Origin of the sequence: Aeromonas sp. QDB34, from assembly GCF_027705405.1 — a bacterium.
GTDB classification, from domain to species: domain Bacteria; phylum Pseudomonadota; class Gammaproteobacteria; order Enterobacterales; family Aeromonadaceae; genus Aeromonas; species Aeromonas hydrophila.
Window position 1 is genome coordinate 1 of the sequence record NZ_JAPDBT010000013.1, and the last position, 20,595, is coordinate 20,595.

Sequence of the window (20,595 nt, forward strand, 5' to 3'; positions counted from 1 at the left end):
AGGCAGCCTGTCAAGGTATTCGAAGAGTACCGTCAGGCGGCATAGGCGAGTGTCGCACTTCGAAGTTGAATTCGCGCTCTGCTTCCTCTGGCGGGTATTGATTTTGGCAGCCAGACCATCAAGGCCGTGACCATTACCGGTCGTCCCGGCAAGCTGCATCTCGAATCGGTGGCCGAAGTCGCCACTCCCAAAGGCACTCTGGTCGATTATCAGTTGCAGGATATCGAGCGGGTCAGCCAGTCTCTCAAGGCCCTCAAGCGCCTCATCTCGGGCAGCAGTCAATATGCTGCAACCGCCGTTACCGGCTCCAACGTGATCACCAAAGTCATTCTCGTTGATACCCGTCTTAGCGACAGCGAGCTGGAGAATCAGGTTCAGCTCGAGGCCGAGCAACTCATCCCCTTTCCCCTTGATGAAGTGAGCCTGGATTTCGAGATCTTGGGCAAGGTGACCGATCAGGAGCGTCAGGAAGTATTGCTGAGTGCGGCCCGCACCGAGAGCGTAAACGGGCGGGTGACCGCGCTGGCGGAGGCCGGCATGACCACCAAGGTAGTGGATGTGGGTGCCCATGCGCTGGGGCGTGCCGTGCTTGCCTGCTTACCGGAGCTACAGGAGTGGGAGAAACCGGTCGGCGTGATCGATATCGGGGCGAGTACCATGACGTTTGTTGCATTGGTCAAGGGGCAAACCATTTACTCCAGAATTCAAAATTTTGGCGGTGATCAATATAGCCATGCTTTAGCTTCTTTCTACGGCATGACGCAAGAAGAAGCAGAGATTGCTAAAACCAAGAACTCATTGCCTGCAGACTATGAACTCGATGTTTTAATGCCCCATATGAATACTTTGTTGCAGCATGTTCGACGCAATGTACAGCTGTTTTGCAGCTCCTCCGGGCACAGAGAGCTTTCCAGGCTGGTGCTCACCGGCGGTGGCAGCCTGCTGCCTGGGCTGGTGGCCCAGATTGGCAACGAGTTGAATTGTGAGGTATTGCATCCTGATCCCTTTGCTCTGTTCGGCAAGCCAAAAGGGGAGGGGGCGATCCACGGTGCCAAGTTCATGACGGCGCTGGGTCTGGCATTGAGGAGCTTCACTCCATGTCAAATATAAACCTCCTGCCCTGGCGTGAGGCCAGGGCCCAGCGGCAGAAGAAGCAATTCGGGGTCATGTTGGGCATCTTCATGGCCATCACGGCTTCTCTCGGCTTTGCCGCCGACTGGCTGGTGGAGCAGCAGATAGGCCATCAGCAGCAGCGCAACCAGCGTTTGCAGCAGGAGATGACCATTCTCGATGCCCAGCTTGGCGAGATCCGCCTGCTCAAGGAGCGACGCAAGGAGCTGATCGATCGCATGCAATTGATCGAGCACCTGCAGATGCGCCGCAATCTGCCGGTTCGTCTGTTCAACCAGTTGCCTTCGCTGGTTCCCAACGGGGTTTACCTCAATACGCTTGCCTTGCAGAACAACCAAATAGATGTGAATGGCAAGACCGAGGCCTATGGCAGGGTAGCCAGCATGATGCGTCGCATCGACGGCTCCGGCTGGCTGGGGCAGTCGCAGATCAGCACGATTTTTGCGGCCGATGTGGCGCCCGTTTCGCTCAGCCAGTTCTCCATGATGTTCCAGGTCGCGGGTGCGGCAGGTGCCACGGTCGATGTGGCTAAGGGGCAGCAATGAATCTACAACAGCTCAACGAACTGGATCTCAACAACATTGCCAGTTGGCCCAAGCTGGCCAAGGGGATTTTTATCCTGTTCTTCTGTGCCTTGCTGGGGGGAGCCATCTATTACTACGTGATTGCCAACTCACTGACCCTGTTGACCCAGGAGACCAACAAGGAGGCCGAGCTCAAGGCGCAGTTCGAGAGCAAGGCGATGCTGGCTGCTAACCTCGGTGCCTACAAGACTCAGATGGTGCAGCTCGAACAGCTGGTGGATACCCAGCTCAAGCAGTTGCCCAATACTCATGAAGTGGCCGGATTGCTGGATGACATCAGTTTCATTGCTACCGACAATGGGCTCAAATTGAATCGCATCAATTGGGAACCCGAGATCAAACACGAGTTCTCCACCGAGCTGCCCATGCGAATCGAAGTGGTGGGCACTTATCATGAGATAGGCAAGTTCACGGCCGACATGGCGGCCTTGCCGCGTATCGTCATCCTGGAATCGTTCACGCTGGGACAGGGCAAGGAACAGGGTGACATGATTGCCATGTCGATGCTGGCCAAAACCTACAAATACAATGGTAAAACCGTGGGGCAGACCAAATGAAGCTACTCTGCGTGCTGTTGCCTGCCCTGTTGTTGACCGCCTGCGGTGGGCAGGACGACATGGACAACTATGTGGCCGCAACCAAGGCCAGAAAACCAGTACCCATCGAGCCTCTTCCCGAAATCAAACCCTTTTCCCCGATGGCTTATCACCTCAGCGATCAGCGCAGCCCCTTCATCGCTCCCCAGCCTGAAACCAGCAGTGTCAAGGTGGATGCCAAGGTGAAGCCGGATTGCGCCCAGATCGTGGCCAACAGAGAGAAAGAAGTGCTGGAGCGCTATTCACTGGCCAGCCTGAGCATGCAGGGCTCACTTGGCAAGCAGGGACAGTTGTGGGCCTTGATCAGGACTCCTGATGGTCAATCCATCCGGGTGGGTCTCAATCAACACATGGGACTGGATCAGGGACGGGTGATCAGGATCACTGACACCTACGTGGATTTGATTGAGACTATACCGGATGGCAAAGGATGCTGGGTGACCCGAGAAACTCAGCTGGGCATGGCCAATCTTGAAGCAAAACGATAATCAGGGATGATGCGATGAAAACAACAATAGGTATGGTAGCCCGAGTTACCCTGCTGTTTTGCGCCGGAGCATGGAGCCAGGCTTGGGCCGTGGCAACCCTGCAGGAGGTCAAGGTCAATCCGCTGATGGCGGACCAGCTGTTGCTGGAGCTGAGTTTCAGCGAACCGGTCAGTGGATTTACCGATCGTCTCTCCTATGAACCCAATCAGCTGCTGCTGCACGTGCCGGGGGCAGTGGGGGCGCTCAATGTGAACCCGTTGCCCATCAAGCAGCAAGGGGTGGACAACCTCAAGGTCGAGGGCAAGGGGGCAGGTCTCGATATCAAGATCGCCCTCGATCAACTGACCCCCTATCAGGTGCATCAGCAGGACAACAAGTTGTTGGTGGCACTGGGAGAAAAAGCAGCCATGCCGCTGCCAGCCACCACAGCATCCTCCGGGCTGGTGGCCCCCCAGCCGACCTCCTCTGCACTTATCAATACCCAGCCGGCAGCCTCGTCCGCCCTGCTCAACAGTCAGCAGCTTGCTCGTCAGAGCGCCTCGGTGGCTGCGCCCGTGGCCAGCAAGCCGGTCTTGCCATCACCACAGACGGCGGCCAGTGGGGCCTACTTCAATTCCGTGAAGGGGGTCGACTTCCGGCGTGGCAAGGATGGGCAGGGGGAATTTCTGGTGACGCTGGATAACAGCTCCGCCGCCGTTGACGTCAGCAACCGTGGTCAGACCGTACTTGCCAAGTTTCACGGCACCCGGGTACCGGACGATTTGCTGAACCTGATCAACGTGCAGGATTTTGCGACCCCTGTCTCTCAGGTTGAGGTGTTCCGCCAGGGTAACGACACCCTGTTCGAACTCTCGGTCAACGGGCAGTTTGATTACCGTTACGATCAGGCGGACAGGATGTTCATCATCGAGGTGAAAAAGCGCACCGCGGCGACTGCTGGCAAGCAGTATCAGGGCAAACCCATCTCTCTCAACTTCCAGGATATCCCGGTGAGAACCGTGCTGCAGCTCATCGCGGATTTCAACAACCTCAATCTGGTGACCACGGACTCGGTGTCGGGCAACATCACCCTGCGGCTGGACGGGGTGCCCTGGGAGCAGGCACTCGACATCATCTTGAAGGTACGGGGGCTCGACAAGCGGCTGGATAACAACATCCTGCTGGTCGCGCCGGCCGAAGAGATTGCCGCTCGCGAGAAACAGCAGCTGGAGAGCCGCAACCAGGTCGCCGATCTGGCACCGCTTTATACCGAGTATCTGCAGATCAACTATGCCAAGGCATCCGAAGTGGCTACGTTGCTCTCGTCCAAGAGCACCAAACTGCTCTCTTCCAAGGGGGCGGTGAGCGTCGATGAGCGGACCAACGTGCTGGTGGTCAAGGACACTGCCGACGTCATCAGCAATATCAAGCGCATGCTGGATATCCTGGATATTCCGGTCAAGCAGGTGGTGATCGAGGCGCGGATGGTGACAATTGATGACGGCTTTGACGAGGCGCTCGGGGTGCGTTGGGGGGTAACCAAAAACGACGGTCACGGCAACAGTACTTCGGGCACCATCGAGGGCAATGACGGTTCCGGCAACAACAATGGCGGTTCGACCATCACCCGACCTGGGGTGGACGATCGGCTTAACGTCAATCTGCCGGTGACCAATGCGGCCGGTACCTTGGCCTTCCAGGTGGCGAGGCTGGCGGATGGTACTTTGCTGGATCTCGAGCTGTCGGCACTGGAGAAAGAGAGCAAGGCCGAGATCATCGCCAGTCCCCGGGTCACCACGGCCAACCAGAAACCGGCGCTGATTGAGCAGGGTACCGAGATCCCCTATGTGGAGTCCTCTTCCAGCGGGGCAACCTCGGTCACCTTCAAGAAGGCGGTGCTGAGCCTCAAAGTGACGCCGCAGATCACGCCTGACAACAGGGTGATCCTGGATTTGACCGTGACCCAGGATACCAAGGGTGAAACCGTGCCGACCGGTACCGGTGATGCCGTCTCCATCAACGCCCAGTCCATCACCACCCAGGTGCTGGTCAACAATGGCGAGACCCTGGTGCTTGGTGGCATCTATCAACAGACCATCAAGAGCGACGTCAGCAAGGTGCCCCTGCTGGGCGACATCCCGGGTCTGGGCGTGTTGTTTCGCAAGACAACCAGCGAGAACAAAAAGCGCGAGCTGCTGATTTTCGTGACGCCGAAGATAGTCACCGACGCCTTCTGAATACTTTACATGTGAAGGTAAAACACATATAACCTTACGCCCCAATGAGGCTGGGGCGTAAGGGCTGCGGTTGCCAGTCCTGATTTCTATTGAGATAATCCCCCTCCTGATCCATCGCAAGATAAGGTTCATAGGTACCCCGATCGAGAGTTTGTCGGGGTCGTACAGTTTGTAATTACTAACGAAAAGACATGGCTGAGAAACGCAATATTTTCCTGATAGGTCCCATGGGTGCGGGCAAGAGCACCATAGGTAGACATCTGGCAGAACAACTGCATATGGAGTTTTTCGACTCAGATCATGAGATTGAGCGCCGCAGTGGTGCCGATATCGGCTGGGTGTTCGATGTTGAAGGCGAAGAAGGTTTCCGGATCCGCGAAGAGAAGGTCATCGGTGACCTTTCCGAACAGCAGGGTATCGTGCTGGCGACGGGTGGCGGTGCCATCAAGAGCCGTGAAACACGCAACAAGCTCTCTGCTCGCGGCATCGTGGTGTACCTCGAAACCACCATTGAGAAGCAACTGGCACGTACGCAAAGAGACAAGCGTCGCCCCTTGCTGCAAACCGAAGAGCCGCCGCGCGAAGTACTCGAGCGTCTGGCACAAGAACGCAACGCCCTGTATGAAGAAGTGGCTGACTTTGTCATCCAGACTGATGACCAGAGCGCTAAAGTTGTTGCCAATCAAATCGTTAAGTTGATCGGCATGTAATATAGAGGACGTCCATGGAAAGGTTGAAGGTCGAACTGGGTGAACGCAGCTATCCCATCGAGATAGCCGCAGGTCTGTTACAGCACGCAGAGGTGCTGACGCAAACCATCAAGGGCAAGCGGGTCATGATTGTGACCAACACAGTGGTTGCGCCCTTGTATCTTGAGCGGATTGTCCAGTTGCTGTCGGGCTATCAGGTTGAACACCTGATCCTGCCGGATGGCGAGGCCTACAAGACCCTGGCTACCTTTGAGCGGATCATGTCCGCTCTGCTGGAAACCAACCATGGTCGTGATACCACTCTGATTGCCCTGGGTGGTGGTGTGATAGGGGACGTTGTCGGCTTCGCTGCTGCAAGCTATCAACGTGGCATTCCGTTCATTCAAGTGCCTACCACACTGCTCTCCCAGGTTGATTCCTCCGTTGGTGGCAAGACTGCCGTCAACCATCCCCTCGGCAAGAACATGATCGGGGCCTTCTATCAGCCCAGACACGTCGTGATCGATACCGAGTGCCTCCAGACCCTGCCTGCCCGCGAATTTGCCGCCGGCATGGCCGAGGTGATCAAATACGGCATCATCTGGGATGTCGAATTCTTCTGCTGGCTCGAAGCCAACATGTCCCGTCTGCAGGCGCAGGAGCCGGCCGCGCTGGCCTATGCCATCCGCCGCTGCTGCGAAATCAAGGCCGATGTGGTTGGCCAGGACGAGACCGAACACGGTGTACGTGCCCTGCTTAATCTGGGTCACACCTTTGGCCATGCCATTGAAGCCGAGAAGGGCTATGGCAACTGGCTGCACGGCGAAGCCGTGGCGGCAGGCACCATGCTGGCCGCCAATACCGCCCTGGCCCGTGGGGACGTGACCGAGCAACAGGTAGATCGTATCCGGGCCTTGCTGCTGGCAGCCAATCTGCCGGTGCAGGCGCCGCCAGAGATGGATTTTGCTGCCTTCATTCGTCACATGCGCCGCGACAAGAAGGTGCTGGAAGGCAAACTGCGTCTGGTGCTGCCGGTCGGCATAGGTCATGCCCAGGTGGTGGCCGATGTCTCCGATGCTGAACTGCTGGCGGTGATCGAGTCTGGTCGTGACGAATAAACTGCTGAAATTTCCTTCCCAGCGGCAGCTGGTTGACCGGCTGCTGCATCTGATTGAATTCAATCACCCTTTTATCTTTCTCTCCGGCAAACCCGGCAGTGGCCGTGGCACTTTGTGCGAATCCCTGCTGGGAGCGTTGCCGGAAAAAGTGCGGGTGGTCAGCCTGATCGGCAGTCCCGCCATGAAGATGGTGGACGTGCGCCAGCTGTTGCTGCCCCAGGTGGTGGCCCGGCCGTTGTTCAATCCGCAGGATGCGCTGGCAGACAGCTTTTTCCGCATGCTGGAAGGCAAACCCGCCACCCTGCTGCTGCTCATTGAGCGGGCCGACGAGCTGCCTGCCGAGCTGGTCGGCGAGTTGTGGAGCCTGTGTCGTCACAACGATACCCTGAAGATCCCCCATCAGTTGGCCATCGTGCTCTCCGGCAGTGACGTCTGGTGTCGCAATCAGAAGGCGCTGCTGAAAGGGCGGGCCATGCCCGCGCTGGAGCTGGAAGTTGCGCCGCTTGGCGCGCCCGAACAACGCATCTTCTTGTATGAGAAGGCCAAAGAGCTCAAGATCCCGACAGCCCTCTTGCCCAAGCCGAAAGTGGAAGAGATCCTGAAAGTGGCAAATGGACATCCGTCCACCATCATGCAGTTACTGGAGGATATCATGACCGACAGAAGGCCCAAGAAACGTCAGGCCGAGTTGCCCGTCAAGAAGATTGCGACCCTGCTGGCCCTGCTGGCCGGCGGTCTGCTGGCGCTGAGTTATCTGTTGCCGGCCCTGTTTGGCGGCGACAGCAAGAGCACCGCCCCCGAGCCCACCCAAACCACAGCGTTGCCCATCCCCGTCTCGGGTGGCGATCCGCTGACCATCGGTGGCAGCAACACCAGCCAGAATGGCAGCCAGAGTACGGCCAGTGATGGCGCCGCCAGCAATCCCGGCGGTGTGGTACGCGACTGGCAGCCGGATGCCAAGGTATTGCCCAAGGCGGTGGAGAGCGACACCGTGACCACCGAATCGACCAACTACGAAGGACGCCGGGTGGTGATCTCCGACGAGGTGGTCGAGAAGCTGATGAAGCAGCCCAACGTCAGCGGCGCCCTGCCCACTGCGGTGGTGGATGAGCTGACCGGCGCCGATTCGCAAGCAGCGGCCACTCAGGGGACCTCTGCCGAGAAGGCTGTCACACCCAATACCACCGCTCAGACTGCCCAGCCGGCAAACACCGCCAAGGCCCAACCCACGCCAGCGGCGAGCAAGCCGGTGGCCAAGCCAGTCGCGGTTGAACCGGTAGCGGCACCTGCTCCCAAGGTGGCGCTGACTCCCGCCGCCACTCTGAACAAGAAGCCCAGGAACCACTACAGCATCCAGCTGATGGGGGCGAGCAACACCAAGGCGGTCGACAAGTTCGTGGCCGAAAATGGTCTGGCCGGCAAGATCTGGGTCTATCAGACCAAGTTCCGCGGCAGCCCCTGGTACGTGGTGCTGCAGGGGGACTATGCCAGCAGCAACCAGGCCAAGGCCGCCATTCGCAAGCTGTCGCCCGCCTTGCTGAAGGGTCAACCCTGGCCCAAGTCGTTTGCGCAGGTACAAAAAGAGTTGAAGCAATAGCCATTTTGGCCGGGAAGGGGGTAGAATCGTCCCCCTTTTTTGGTCGATGCCTTCTTAACACCGGATTTCCATGAAAAAAACACGCGCTTTTTTAAAATGGGCCGGGGGAAAATACTCCCTGGTTGAAGAGATTGCCGAGCGTTTGCCGGCCGGGCGTGTGTTGCTGGAGCCCTTCGTCGGGGCCGGGTCCGTGTTTCTCAACACCGACTACGACGCCTATGTGCTCAACGACATCAATCCGGACCTGATCGGTCTTTACAATCATCTCAAGTTGACGCCGGATCGGTTCATCGCTGAGTCGCGCAAGCTGTTCGTGACCGAGCACAACCACAAGGCCGCCTACTACCGACTGCGCACCCAGTTCAACCAGACCGACACCAGCTTCGAGCGCGCCCTGCTGTTCCTGTTTCTGAATCGACACGGTTTCAACGGCCTGTGCCGGTACAACAAGAAGGGGGGCTTCAACGTCCCGTTCGGTTCCTACAAGAAGCCCTATTTCCCGGAAAAAGAGCTGTGGGCCTTCGCCGAGAAGGCGCAGAAGGCGACCTTCATCTGTGAAAGCTATGCCGATGCCATCCAGCGCGCGGAAGAGGATTGGGTGATCTATTGCGATCCCCCCTATGCGCCCCTCTCCACTACCGCGAGCTTTACCACCTATTCGGCCGGCGGTTTCACTCTGGACGATCAGGCCGTGCTGGCCAGGCTGGCCCGCCACACCGCGGCGCGCAAAGGGGTGCCCGTGCTCATCAGCAACCACGACATCGAGCTGACCCGCGAGCTTTATCGCGGCGCCCGTCTCGACGAGATCCTGGTCAAGCGCACCATCAGCCGCAACGGCGGCACCCGCAACAAGGTGGCCGAGTTGCTGGCGCTCTATCCGCCCGGCATCGAGCCGGAGCAGGGTTACTACCCGAGCGACGCTGAACTGGCGCCACTCGGCTGACACAGACGGCACCTCGAGGTGCCGTTTTTTATATCTGCCGCGGCCGATAATGGAGTTCGCTTTTTCCGTACCGAGTGCGGGTCGTTTTCAGCGTCCGTTTGCGGTGATGATGGCGTTCGCTTTTTCCGTACCGTGTGCGGGTCGTTTTCAGCGTCTGTTTGCGGTGATGATGGTGTTCGCTTTTTCCTACCCTGTGCGGGTCGTTTTCAGCGCCTGTTTGCGGTGATGGTGGCGTTCGGTTTTTCCGTACCCTGTGCGGGTCGTTTTCGGCGTCCGTTTGCGGTGATGATGGTGTTCGCTTTTTCCGTACCGTGTGCGGGTCGTTTTCAGCGTCCGTTTGCGGTGATGAAGGCGCTCGCTTTTTCCGTACCGTGTGCGGGTCGTTTTCAGCGTCCGTTTGCGGTGATGAAGGCGCTCGCTTTTTCCGTACCCTGTGCGGATCGTTTTCAGTGCCCGTTTGCGGTGATGATGGTGTTCGCTTTTTCCATACCCTGTGCGGGCCGTTTTTAGTGCCTGTTTGCGGTGATGATGACGTTAGCTTTTTCCGTACCGTGTGCGGGTCGTTTTCAGCGTCCATTTGCGGTAAAATTGCGCCGCTTTTTCTGCCACGCTGCCAATGGATGACGCTGATGAAAGACTTTCTGATTGCCCCCTCGATCCTCTCCGCCGACTTTGCCCGTCTGGGGGACGATGTCGCCAAGGTGCTGGCCGCCGGTGCCGACGTGGTCCATTTCGACGTGATGGACAACCATTATGTGCCCAACCTGACCATAGGCCCCATGGTCTGCCAGGCCCTGCGTGACTACGGTATCGAAGCCCCCATCGACGTGCACCTGATGGTCAAGCCGGTGGATCGCATCATTCCCGATTTTGCCAAGGCGGGTGCCTCCCTCATCACCTTTCACCCGGAAGCGTCTGACCACGTTGACCGCTCCCTGGGCCTCATCAAGGAGATGGGTTGCCAGGCCGGTCTGGTGCTGAACCCGGCCACGCCACTCACCTGCCTGGAGTACGTGATGGACAAGCTGGACGTGATCCTGCTGATGTCGGTCAACCCGGGCTTTGGTGGCCAGAGCTTCATCCCCGGCACCCTCGACAAGCTGCGCCAGGTGCGTCGCCTCATCGACGAGAGCGGCCGCGACATTCGCCTCGAGATAGACGGTGGGGTCAAGGTCGACAACATTCGCGAAATTGCCCAGGCTGGCGCCGACATGTTCGTGGCCGGCTCGGCCATCTTCAGTCGCCCGGACTACAAGGCGGTGATCGACGAGATGCGGGCGGAGCTCTCTCATGTCAAACGCTGAACGTGATTTTGACCTGGTGCTGTTCGATCTGGACGGCACCCTGATCGACAGCGCCCCACAACTGGCGCTGGCGGTCAACCGTACGCTGACCGAACTCGGGCTGGCCGAGGCCGACGAGGCCGTGGTGCGGACCTGGGTCGGCAACGGTGCCGACAAGCTGATCCAGCGTGCGCTGGACTATCGCGCGGCGCCCGAGCTGTTTGCCAGCGCCCGTTCGCTGTTTGATCGCCACTATCAGGCCTGCCTGCTGGAAGGGCTGGCCATGTATGACGGGGTTGAACAGAGCCTGCGCCGCCTGCAGGCGCTGGGTTACCAGCAGGCGATCGTGACCAACAAGCCGAGTCACTTCGTGCAGCCGATCCTCGATGCCCTCGGCATCGCCGATTGCTTTGCGCTCTGGCTGGGGGGCAACTGCGTGCCCGTCAAGAAACCGAGCCCGGAGCCGCTGCTGCTGGCCTGCCACGAGCTGGGTGTCAGCCCGTCGCGCACCCTGATGGTGGGCGACTCCGAAAATGACGTGCTGGCTGCTCAGGCTGCCGGCATGAAGGTGGTGGGACTGACCTATGGCTACAACTACGGCCGTCCCATCGCAGATTCCCGCCCGGACTGGGTATGCGAACAGTTTGCCCAGCTCGACGCGCTGCTGGCCGAATAAGCTGGCCAGGCAGGCCGAATAACAAGGATCAACACTCTGATGACTAAACCTATCGTATTGAGCGGGGCCCAACCGTCGGGCCAGCTGACCATCGGCAACTACATGGGGGCCCTGCGTCAGTGGGTCAACATGCAGGATGACTTCGACTGCCTCTACTGTATCGTCGATCTGCACGCCATCACCACCCGCCAGGATCCGGTTGCCCTGCGCAAGGCCTGCCTGGACGCCGCCGCCCTCTATCTGGCGGTCGGCATCGATCCGGCCAAGAGCACCGTGTTCATCCAGTCCCACGTGCCGCAGCACGCGGAGCTCGGCTGGATCCTGAACTGCTACACCCAGATGGGCGAGCTGTCGCGCATGACCCAGTTCAAGGACAAGTCCGCCCGCTTCGAGAACAACGTCAACGTCGGCCTGTTCGGTTATCCGGTGCTGATGGCGGCCGACATCCTGCTCTATCAGGCCAATCAGGTGCCGGTGGGCAACGATCAGAAGCAGCACCTGGAGTTGACCCGCGACATCTGCACCCGCTTCAACAACATCTACGGTGAGGTGTTCACCCTGCCGGAGCCCTTCATTCCGACCGAAGGCGCCCGGGTGATGAGCCTGCAGGATCCGACCAAGAAGATGTCCAAGTCGGACGACAACGAGGCCAACTTCATCGGCCTGCTGGAAGATCCCAAGCAGATCGTCAAGAAGATCAAGCGTGCGGTGACCGACTCCGACGAGCCGGCGGTGGTGCGTTTCGATCCGGAAAACAAGCCGGGGGTCTCCAACCTGCTGACCCTGATGTCCGGGGTGACCGGCCGTTCCATCCCCGAGCTGGAGCAGCATTTCGAAGGCAAGATGTACGGTCACCTCAAGACCGAAACCGCCGAGGCCGTGGTCGCCCTGCTGGAGCCGATTCAGGCCCGCTTCCACGAGCTGCGTCAGGATGAGGCTCATCTGCAGGCCATTTTGGCGGCCGGTGCACAAAAGGCGCGGGAAAGGGCTGAAAAAACCCTGGCCAGCGTATATGATGTAGTCGGCTTCGTTCCTCGAGCCTGACATACTGGGAAGGTGTAGTAGAAGAGAGCTGGGTATTTGCCTGGCTTTCTTTGTTTTACCCGACCTGCTATTCGTTATTTCATCTTCCAATTTCAAACGCGGGCGTCTGCCCCAAGAGTTAGCATGTCTGTCGAATCAAATACCACGATTGAAGAGTTGGGTGACAAGGGTCACTGGCTGCGCAAGTTTCGCAAGGCCAAAAACCTCAATACCCTGCAACTGATGGTCTCCAATGCCATCGACAAGCACCACAAAACCCCTGCCATCGCCGCCGCCATCTACCTGGCCGAGTGCCAGCGCGAGCGTGAAATGGAACAGGGTCGCTATCTGGATCGTTAATTCTCTGCTCTGGTTGACCCATGCTGTTGTTGATCGATAACTACGACTCCTTTACCTGGAATCTGGTGCAATATTTTGGCGCCCTGGGACAGGAGGTAGTGGTGAAGCGCAATGACGAGCTGACGCTGGACGCCATTGCCCGGCTCTCTCCCCGCTATCTGGTGATCTCTCCCGGTCCCTGCACCCCCAATGAGGCGGGTATCTCGCTGGCGGCCATCTCCCGTTTTGCCGGCCAGCTCCCCATTCTCGGCGTCTGTCTCGGCCACCAGTCGCTGGCGCAAGCCTTTGGTGCCAGGGTGGTACGTGCCCGTCAGGTGATGCACGGCAAGACTTCGCTCATTCGCCATCGCGGCGAGGGGGTATTCAAGGGGCTCAACGACCCGCTGCGGGTCACTCGTTACCATTCGCTCATCGTGGAGCGCGATACCTTGCCCGATTGCCTCGAGATCACCGCCTGGAGCGAACATGCCGATGGCAGCCCGGACGAGATCATGGGACTGCGCCATAAGCAGTTGAATATAGAGGGTGTTCAGTTCCATCCGGAGAGCATTCTGAGCGAGCAAGGTCATCAGTTGCTGGCCAATTTTTTGGCTAATCCCTGAATAGTTGTGATCGGCCTCCCAGAATTGAAAGGAGGCCAAAAATATTTTCCCTGACACTTTATTCACCTCCCTCCCTGTCCAAATTATCTCTTGCCAACACCCCCTGAGCCGTTATGCAATGCGGTTGCCTAAAATCTCACGGGCAGTCGAACATTGTTCCCTGTAACGCGCTTTGTTGCAGACTTTTAGCTTTTTTTCTGTGACAATGCCGATGTGTTTACATGGATTTAACTTTTGGGCGGTGGATTATTCTGTCGCCAGATCGAAGGAGAGCAATATGTCAGAGTTGTTGGCAGTGACACGTGAAGTGTTTGATGAAGTGATGGTTCCCAACTATGCGCCCGCCAAGATCATCCCGGTGCGTGGTGAAGGATCACGTGTCTGGGATCAGGAAGGCCGTGAGTATGTGGATTTCGCTGGCGGGATCGCCGTCAATGGCCTGGGCCATTGCCATCCCAAGCTGGTCGAGGCCCTGAAAACCCAGGGCGAGAAGCTGTGGCACCTCTCCAACGTGATGACCAACGAGCCGGCCCTGCGCCTGGCCAAGAAGCTGGTCGCCGCGACCTTCGCCGACAAGGTCTATTTCTGCAACTCCGGTGCCGAAGCCAACGAAGCCGCCCTCAAGCTGGCCCGTCGCTACGCCATCGAGAAATTCGGTGCCCACAAGACCCAGATCATCGCCTTCCACCAGGGCTTCCACGGTCGTACCTTCTTTACCGTCAGCGTCGGCGGCCAGGCTGCCTACTCCGATGGTTTCGGTCCCAAGCCCGCGGACATCACCCACGTGGCTTACAACGATCTGGCGGAGCTGGCTGCCGTCATCTCCGACAATACCTGCGCCGTGGTGATGGAGCCGCTGCAGGGCGAGGGCGGCATCATTCGTCCCACCGACGAGTTTGCCAAAGGGGTGCGCGAGCTGTGCGACAAGCACAACGCCCTGCTGATCTATGACGAAGTGCAATCCGGCGTCGGTCGTACCGGCGATCTGTTTGCCTACATGGGTCTGGGCGTCACGCCGGATATCCTCACCAGCGCCAAGGCGCTGGGCGGCGGCTTCCCCATCGGCGCCATGCTGACCACCACCGAGATCGCCTCCCATCTGAAAGTGGGCACTCACGGCTCCACCTACGGCGGCAACCCGCTGGCCTGCGCGGTGGCCGAGGCGGTGATCGACGTGGTCAACACCCCGGAAGTGCTCAATGGCATCAAGCAGCGCGAACAGCTGTTCCGCGAAGGGATCGAGGCCATCAATGCCAAGTACCACTGCTTCAGCGAAGTGCGCGGCAAGGGTCTGCTGCTGGGCGCCGTGCTGAACGACGACTACAAGGGCCGCTCGCGCGACTTCCTGCTGGCCTCCATCGATCAGGGTCTGATGGCGCTGGTAGCCGGCACCAACGTGGTGCGTTTCGCGCCGTCCCTGGTTATTCCGGAAGCGGACATCAAGGAAGGGCTGGTTCGGTTCGAGAAAGCGGTTGCCCAGGTGGTTAACGCCTGATCCAAATTGAGGTGGGGAGCCCTCCCGGCAGGAGCCGGGACCCCACCTGTCGTCAATGAAAGGGAGTTGTCATTTATGTTGGTTATCCGTCCCATCGAGCAAAAAGATTTTGCCGGTCTCAAGACCTGTGCCATCGAATCCGGCACCGGCATGACTTCGTTGCCCGTCAACGATGAACTGCTGCAGCGCAAGATAGACGCTTCCACCCAGACCTTTTCGGACAAGCCTGCGGGCAAGGGTGACTGCCTCTATTTCTTCGTCGCCGAGGATCTGGAGACCGGCGAAATGGTCGGTACCTGCGCCATCGATGCGGCCGTGGGCCTGTCCCAGCCGTTCTACAACTATCACATCGGCAAGGTGGTGCACTCTTCCCCCAAGCTCGGCATCTACAACGTCGTGGAAACCCTCACCCTCTCCAACGACTACACCGGAAATTCCGAGCTCTGCACCCTGTTTCTGCGCGAATGCGCCCGCGAGGGGCTCAACGGCCGTCTGCTCTCCAAGCACCGCTTTCTGTTCATGGCCGAACACCCCGAGCTGTTTGACGAGACCGTCTTCGCCGAGATGCGTGGCGTCTCCGATACCGATGGTCACAGCCCCTTCTACGAGTGGCTACAAAAGCATTTCTTCTCGATGGATTTTCCCACCGTCGACTATCTCACCGGCATCGGCAAGAAGCGCTTCATCGCCGAGCTGATGCCCAAGTACCCCATCTACGTCAATCTGCTGAGCAACGAGGCGCGCGCCGTCATCGGTCAGACCCACGAGAAGACCCGCCCGGCCATCAAGATGCTGCAGGACGAAGGATTCGTGAATCGCGGCTATGTCGACATCTTCGATGCCGGCCCCACCGTCGAGTGCGACGTGAAGAATATTCGCAGCGTGCGCCGCAGCCAGAAGCTGCGGGTACTGGTGGGGGAGCCCATCGGTGGCAAGACCCATCTGGTCTGCAATACCCGCTACGAGCACTATCGCGCCTGCTACGGCAACATCCGGGTCGATCTGGACAAGCACGAAGCCATCATCCCGCCCAAGATGGCGGCCGCACTCAAGGTGCAGGATGGCGACATGGTGCGCGCCGTTGATCTCGATTGAGCCATATCAGCAGTAAAACCGCATATGAAACAGGCAGCCAAGGCTGCCTGCGAACCACAGGGAGTGAAGGATGAGCCAGTTAGTTCAGTTTATTGACGGTCAGTGGCTGGCCGGTGCAGGCAAGCCGTTCGAGTCAAAGGACCCGGCCAAGGATCAGGTGATCTGGCAAGGGGAGGCCGCCAGCGCCGCCCAGGTAGAGGCCGCCGTCAAGGCCGCCCGCCATGCCTTCTATCATTGGTCCGATCTGGCCCTCGACGATCGTCTGGCCATCGTGCGCCGCTATGCCGACCTGCTCGGCGAGCACAAGGAGGCGCTGGCGCTGACCATCGCCCGCGAAACCGGCAAGCCGCTGTGGGAGACCCGCACCGAAGTGGCCGCCATGCAGGGCAAGATCGCCATCTCCATCCGCGCCCATGACGAGCGTACCGGCACCGTGGAGAACCCCATGCCCGGCGCCAAGGCGTTCGTGCGCCACAAGCCCCACGGCGTCGTGGCCGTGTTCGGCCCCTACAACTTCCCGGGCCACCTGCCCAACGGCCATATCGTGCCGGCGCTGATCGCCGGCAATACCGTGGTGTTCAAGCCCTCCGAGCTGACCCCCATGGTGGCCGAAGCCATGTTGAAGATCTGGCAGGAGGCGGGGCTGCCCAAGGGCGTGCTCAACCTGGTGCAGGGCGAGGTCGACACCGGCAAGGCGCTGGCCGGCAATCCGGACATCGACGGTCTCTTCTTCACCGGCTCGTCCCGTACCGGCCACTTCCTGCACCAGCAGTTTGCCGGCCAGCCGGGCAAGATCCTGGCCCTGGAGATGGGTGGCAACAACCCGCTGATCGTAAAAGACGTGAGCGACATCGACGGCGCCGTCCATGCCATCGTGCAGTCCGCCTTCATCACCTCCGGCCAGCGCTGCACCTGCTCGCGCCGCCTGTTTGTCGAACGTGGCGCGCGGGGCGATGCCCTGGTCAAGCGCCTGGTAGAGGTGGTCGGCCAGATCAAGGTCGGCCTCTATGACGCCGCCGAACAGCCGTTCATGGGCGCCATGATAAGCGAGAAGGCAGCGCTCGGCATGGTCGAGGCGCAAGCCAACCTGCAGCGCCTCGGTGGCGAGAGTCTGCTCACCCTCACGCACCTGGAAGCGGGCACCGGTTTCGTCTCCCCGGGGATCATAGACGTGACCGCGGTCAGCGCGCTGCCGGACGAAGAGTACTTCGGTCCGCTGCTGCAGCTCATTCGCTACGACGACTTCGATGCTGCCATCGAGAAGGCGAACGCCACCAGCTTCGGCCTCTCGGCCGGCCTGCTCGGCGACAGCGAGGCGGACTGGCAGCACTTCTTCAAGCGTATTCGCGCCGGCATCGTCAACTGGAACAAGCCCATCACCGGCGCCTCCAGTGCCGCGCCGTTCGGCGGCATCGGCGCTTCCGGCAACCACAGGGCGAGCGCCTACTACGCTGCCGACTACTGTGCGTATCCGGTGGCTTCCGTCGAAGACAGCAAGGCCGCCATGCCGGATCAGCTGTCTCCCGGCCTGACGTTCTAAACAAGGCAAAGGCGGGCGCTCTCTGTGTTGGCGCCAGCGCCTGACCACGACAATAAAAGGGGCACTGAACTGGTGCCCTTGTCTGTACCCGCAATCAAAGGAAAGAGAGATGCAAAAGGATATCGACACCCTGTTCGGTCATTTGTGGGATAACTACATTCAAGTCACCCCGAGTGCCCACAAGGTTCATCAACTGCTGGGGGGCGGCGAGCCCATCGTCAACGACCACGTGGCGTTTCGCACCTACAACCTGCCCAAGCTGGGGCTGGAGAAGTTGGCCGCCCACTTCCTGGCGCTCGGCTACGAGCAGAAGGGCGAGTACGTGTTCAAGGCCAAGAAGCTCTACGCCAAGCACTTCGAGCATAAAGACCCGGACGCGCCCAAGGTGTTCATCAGCGAGCTGAAGGTGGAAGAGCTCTCCGATGCAGCCCAGGCCATCATCCACAAGCTGGCGGCTCAGGTGCCCGATCACCTGACCGACACCCAGGCCTTCCTCTATGCCGGCGCCCCCTGGCAGGTCTCCTGGGCCGATTACCAGACCCTGCTGGCGGAGAGCGAGTATGCGGCCTGGATGGCGGCCTGGGGTTATCGTGCCAACCACTTCACCGTCAACATCAACCGCCTGAAGGACTTTGACACCATCCAGCAGGTCAACGCCGCCCTCAAGGCCGCGGGCTTCGTACTCAATGGCGTGGGTGGCGAGGTGAAAGGTGACCCGCAGGTGATGCTGGAGCAATCGTCTACCATGGCCGACAAGGCGGACGTGGCCTTCACCGACGGCGTGTGCACCATCCCGAGCTGCTTCTACGAGTTCGCCCTGCGCTACCCGCAGGCCGACGGCGTACTCTACCCGGGCTTCGTCGAAGCCTCGGCCGACAAGATCTTCGAATCCACCAACGCCATGTAAGGCGGGGCCGGGTCATCCCGGCACTGCTGCATGCAAAACGCCTCCCTTGCGGAGGCGTTTTCATTGGTGGCAGGGGCAGTGTGGCCTAGCGCTGGTAGAGCACCCCCTCCAGCGCCAGTACCTTCTCCATCCCGGCGGCGCGGCCGGCCTGCAGGCCGATCTGGGTATCTTCGAACACCAGGCAGTTGGCGGGGTTGGCGCCAAGCAGCTCGGCCACTTTCAGGAAGGTGTCGGGGTGGGGCTTGTGGTTGTCGATGTCATCGGCACTGACCAGCACGGGAATATAGGCATCCAGACCGGTGTTTTTCAGGATGTGCAGGGCGTGCTCGCGCGATGAGCCCGTGCCTATGCCCATCGGGACCTTGCCGTGGCAGCGCTTGACCAGCTCCCACATGGCGGGAAACACGCTGACCTTGTCGATATGCTCCAGATAGAGCGCCACCTTGCGCCGGGTGAAGGCGTCCACATCGATATCCAGCCCATGCTGCTCGGCCAGGATGGCGACTATCTTGCGGGTGGGAATGCCGCCGAATTCATTGAGCTGGGCACGATCGAAGGGCAGGCCGAACTCGGCGCTGGTCTCCTCCCAGGCATCCAGATGCAGGGGCATGGAGTCGACCAGGGTGCCGTCCATATCGAAAATCAGGGCATCGTATTGCTCAAACCGGAACTGCTCGGACATGGGGCTGCTTCCTCTTGGGGGGTGAACAGCCAGCCTACCAGAATGCAGGAGGCAATGCCGCGACCGGGGTCATGCTTGCCGCTCAGGGGCGGTTTTGGCCATCGGCTGATGATTTATGAGACAATAATAAGTTCTGCGCCGCAGATCTTGGCATTTCAAATTAGCGAGCCCCTATATGTCCCCAAAAACCATCTTCTCGAGCGTGGCCCTGGTGATCGCCCTGGGTTCACTGGAAAAGAGCATAGTCACCACCCCCTTGCCCATCATCGGGGCCGAGCTGAACGCCGGCGCCGCCCTCACCTGGGTGGTCACCGCCTACCTGCTGGCGGCCACTGCCGCCCTGCCCATCTACGGCAAGCTGAGTGACATGTTCGGCCGGGTGCGCATGCTCAACATCGGCATCGGCCTGTTTCTGGCCGGCTCCGTGGCCTGCGGCCTGGCCCAGGACCTGCCGACCCTGCTGGCGGCCCGGGTGCTGCAAGGCTTGGGGGGCGGCGGCCTGATCGCGCTCGCCTTCACCGTCATCGCCGACAGCATACCGCCGCGGGAGGTGGGCAAGTATCAGGGCTACATCTCGGCGGTCTATGCGGTCTCCAGCATCGCCGGGCCCCTGCTCGGCGGTTACTTCACCGAGCAGCTCAGCTGGCGCTGGATCTTCTGGATAAACCTGCCGCTCGGGGCGCTCGCGCTCTGGCTGGTGAACCGCAACCTGGGTCACCTCAATGTGCGCCGCCACAGTCGCTTCGACTGGAAGGGGGCGGCGCTGCTGATCACGGTCACCACCCTGAGCCTGCTGCTGCTCTCGCCAGAAACCGCCCTGCCCGCCATCTGGCTGGCGGCGGGACTGGCGCTGGCCCTGCTGCTGCTGATCTTGGTGGAGCGGCGCGCCCACGATCCCATATTGCCGGCCCATCTGGCCCGGCTGCCCGGTTATCTGGTGAGCGTGCTGCTGGCGCTGGCCTCGCAGTTACTGATGTTCGCCGTGCTGGTCTATCTGCCGCTGCAGATGCAGTGGCAGAAGGGGATGGGGGCCAGCGAGAGCGGGCTATACATGGTGATCTTCATGGTCTGCATCACGGCGGGGGCTTTTGTCGGCGGCAAGCTGATCGGCCGCACCGGCTACTACCGGCGTTTTGTGGTGGTGGGCTTCGCCCTGTCGGCGCTGGCGCTCTGGCAAATCCACTTCGACGTCTGGGCCAGACTGGGGCTGGGGTTTGCCGGATTGGGGTTGGGCCTGGTGCTGCCGGCGCTGTCGGTGGTGGTGCAAAACGCCCTGCCACGGGAAGATCGCGGCATCGGCATGTCGCTGTTCAACTTCGGCCGCGAGCTGGGGGGCGCAGTCGGGGTGGCCATCTGCTCCGTGCTGTTTCACTCCGCCCTGCCGGCGGGCAGCAGCCACAACCTGGCCAGCCTGAGCCCGGCCGAGTTGGCACCCGGTTTCAGCGCCACCTATATCGGTATGGCGCTGATCGCCACCGCCGCGCTGCTCATCACTCTGCTGGCGTTGAAACGCCACGAGCTGGCCAGCATCCACGCCTGATGGCGTCACGGCGACATAGCAACAGGGCTC

Annotated in this window: 21 protein-coding genes; 20 read left to right on the forward strand and 1 reads right to left on the reverse strand. The window is 60.0% G+C overall.

The window, feature by feature from the left end:
- The first annotated feature begins 69 nt into the window (after nt 1–69).
- The 19 genes from tapM to OKC29_RS16345 all read left to right on the forward strand — a co-directional run bounded on the left by tapM (nt 70) and on the right by OKC29_RS16345 (nt 18,343).
- Nucleotides 70–1,110, forward strand: coding sequence for a PilM family type IVa pilus assembly protein TapM (gene tapM / locus OKC29_RS16255; RefSeq protein WP_270669422.1), 1,041 nt, complete (start codon nt 70–72; stop codon nt 1,108–1,110).
- The gene (gene tapN / locus OKC29_RS16260) at nt 1,098–1,676 is read left to right on the forward strand and encodes a PilN family type IV pilus biogenesis protein TapN (protein WP_011706969.1); all 579 of its coding nucleotides are present in this window, start codon (nt 1,098–1,100) and stop codon (nt 1,674–1,676) included. The genes tapM and tapN overlap by 13 nt, the downstream gene beginning before the upstream one ends.
- On the forward strand, nt 1,673–2,272 hold the full coding sequence (gene tapO / locus OKC29_RS16265) for a PilO family type IV pilus biogenesis protein TapO (RefSeq protein WP_011706968.1): 600 nt from the start codon (nt 1,673–1,675) through the stop codon (nt 2,270–2,272). Before tapN ends, tapO begins: the two co-directional genes overlap by 4 nt.
- Nucleotides 2,269–2,799, forward strand: a complete 531-nt coding sequence (locus OKC29_RS16270; protein WP_073351254.1) for a pilus assembly protein PilP — start codon at nt 2,269–2,271, stop codon at nt 2,797–2,799. Before tapO ends, OKC29_RS16270 begins: the two co-directional genes overlap by 4 nt.
- A gap of 14 nt (nt 2,800–2,813) precedes the next feature.
- A complete protein-coding gene (locus OKC29_RS16275) occupies nt 2,814–5,015 on the forward strand; it encodes a type IV pilus secretin PilQ (RefSeq protein WP_073351252.1) in 2,202 nt (733 codons plus the stop codon).
- Nucleotides 5,016–5,206: 191 nt separating this feature from the next.
- On the forward strand, nt 5,207–5,725 hold the full coding sequence (aroK, locus tag OKC29_RS16280; RefSeq protein ID WP_005298388.1) for a shikimate kinase AroK: 519 nt from the start codon (nt 5,207–5,209) through the stop codon (nt 5,723–5,725).
- A gap of 14 nt (nt 5,726–5,739) precedes the next feature.
- Nucleotides 5,740–6,822 carry a 3-dehydroquinate synthase gene (gene aroB / locus OKC29_RS16285; protein ID WP_016351628.1) on the forward strand — a complete coding sequence of 361 codons (1,083 nt, stop codon included), beginning with the start codon at nt 5,740–5,742 and terminating at the stop codon, nt 6,820–6,822.
- Nucleotides 6,812–8,419, forward strand: coding sequence for an SPOR domain-containing protein (locus tag OKC29_RS16290; protein WP_073351250.1), 1,608 nt, complete (start codon nt 6,812–6,814; stop codon nt 8,417–8,419). Before aroB ends, OKC29_RS16290 begins: the two co-directional genes overlap by 11 nt.
- Nucleotides 8,420–8,489: 70 nt before the next feature.
- Nucleotides 8,490–9,362, forward strand: coding sequence for a Dam family site-specific DNA-(adenine-N6)-methyltransferase (locus OKC29_RS16295; protein ID WP_011706963.1), 873 nt, complete (start codon nt 8,490–8,492; stop codon nt 9,360–9,362).
- 18 nt (nt 9,363–9,380) lie between these two features.
- Nucleotides 9,381–9,872 (forward strand): hypothetical protein, encoded by a 492-nt coding sequence (locus tag OKC29_RS16300; protein WP_162275555.1) that lies wholly within the window; start codon nt 9,381–9,383, stop codon nt 9,870–9,872.
- A gap of 119 nt (nt 9,873–9,991) precedes the next feature.
- On the forward strand, nt 9,992–10,666 hold the full coding sequence (gene rpe / locus OKC29_RS16305; protein ID WP_024945916.1) for a ribulose-phosphate 3-epimerase: 675 nt from the start codon (nt 9,992–9,994) through the stop codon (nt 10,664–10,666).
- A complete protein-coding gene (locus tag OKC29_RS16310) occupies nt 10,653–11,321 on the forward strand; it encodes a phosphoglycolate phosphatase (protein ID WP_073351248.1) in 669 nt (222 codons plus the stop codon). Before rpe ends, OKC29_RS16310 begins: the two co-directional genes overlap by 14 nt.
- Nucleotides 11,322–11,360: 39 nt before the next feature.
- On the forward strand, nt 11,361–12,365 hold the full coding sequence (trpS, locus tag OKC29_RS16315; RefSeq protein ID WP_073351246.1) for a tryptophan--tRNA ligase: 1,005 nt from the start codon (nt 11,361–11,363) through the stop codon (nt 12,363–12,365).
- A 123-nt stretch (nt 12,366–12,488) separates the two neighbouring features.
- On the forward strand, nt 12,489–12,704 hold the full coding sequence (locus tag OKC29_RS16320; RefSeq protein WP_011706959.1) for a hypothetical protein: 216 nt from the start codon (nt 12,489–12,491) through the stop codon (nt 12,702–12,704).
- A gap of 20 nt (nt 12,705–12,724) precedes the next feature.
- Complete coding sequence (locus OKC29_RS16325; RefSeq protein WP_029304205.1) at nt 12,725–13,306, forward strand: aminodeoxychorismate synthase component II; 582 nt, start codon at nt 12,725–12,727, stop codon at nt 13,304–13,306.
- Between the two features lie 277 nt (nt 13,307–13,583).
- The gene (locus OKC29_RS16330; protein WP_041218447.1) at nt 13,584–14,801 is read left to right on the forward strand and encodes an aspartate aminotransferase family protein; all 1,218 of its coding nucleotides are present in this window, start codon (nt 13,584–13,586) and stop codon (nt 14,799–14,801) included.
- A 75-nt stretch (nt 14,802–14,876) separates the two neighbouring features.
- On the forward strand, nt 14,877–15,896 hold the full coding sequence (gene astA, locus OKC29_RS16335; protein WP_042064928.1) for an arginine N-succinyltransferase: 1,020 nt from the start codon (nt 14,877–14,879) through the stop codon (nt 15,894–15,896).
- A 70-nt stretch (nt 15,897–15,966) separates the two neighbouring features.
- Nucleotides 15,967–17,436: a succinylglutamate-semialdehyde dehydrogenase gene (gene astD / locus OKC29_RS16340; RefSeq protein ID WP_073351244.1), complete on the forward strand. Its 1,470-nt coding sequence runs from the start codon at nt 15,967–15,969 to the stop codon at nt 17,434–17,436.
- 109 nt (nt 17,437–17,545) lie between these two features.
- Nucleotides 17,546–18,343, forward strand: a complete 798-nt coding sequence (locus tag OKC29_RS16345) for a DUF1338 domain-containing protein (protein WP_073351243.1) — start codon at nt 17,546–17,548, stop codon at nt 18,341–18,343.
- Nucleotides 18,344–18,428: 85 nt separating this feature from the next.
- On the opposite strand, the gene OKC29_RS16350 is transcribed toward OKC29_RS16345, so the two are convergent.
- Nucleotides 18,429–19,025, reverse strand: a complete 597-nt coding sequence (locus OKC29_RS16350) for an HAD family hydrolase (RefSeq protein WP_270669409.1) — start codon at nt 19,023–19,025, stop codon at nt 18,429–18,431.
- Between the two features lie 175 nt (nt 19,026–19,200).
- On the opposite strand from OKC29_RS16350, the gene OKC29_RS16355 reads away from it, so the two are divergent.
- Nucleotides 19,201–20,565 (forward strand): MDR family MFS transporter, encoded by a 1,365-nt coding sequence (locus OKC29_RS16355; RefSeq protein WP_024945923.1) that lies wholly within the window; start codon nt 19,201–19,203, stop codon nt 20,563–20,565.
- The last annotated feature ends 30 nt before the right edge of the window (nt 20,566–20,595 follow it).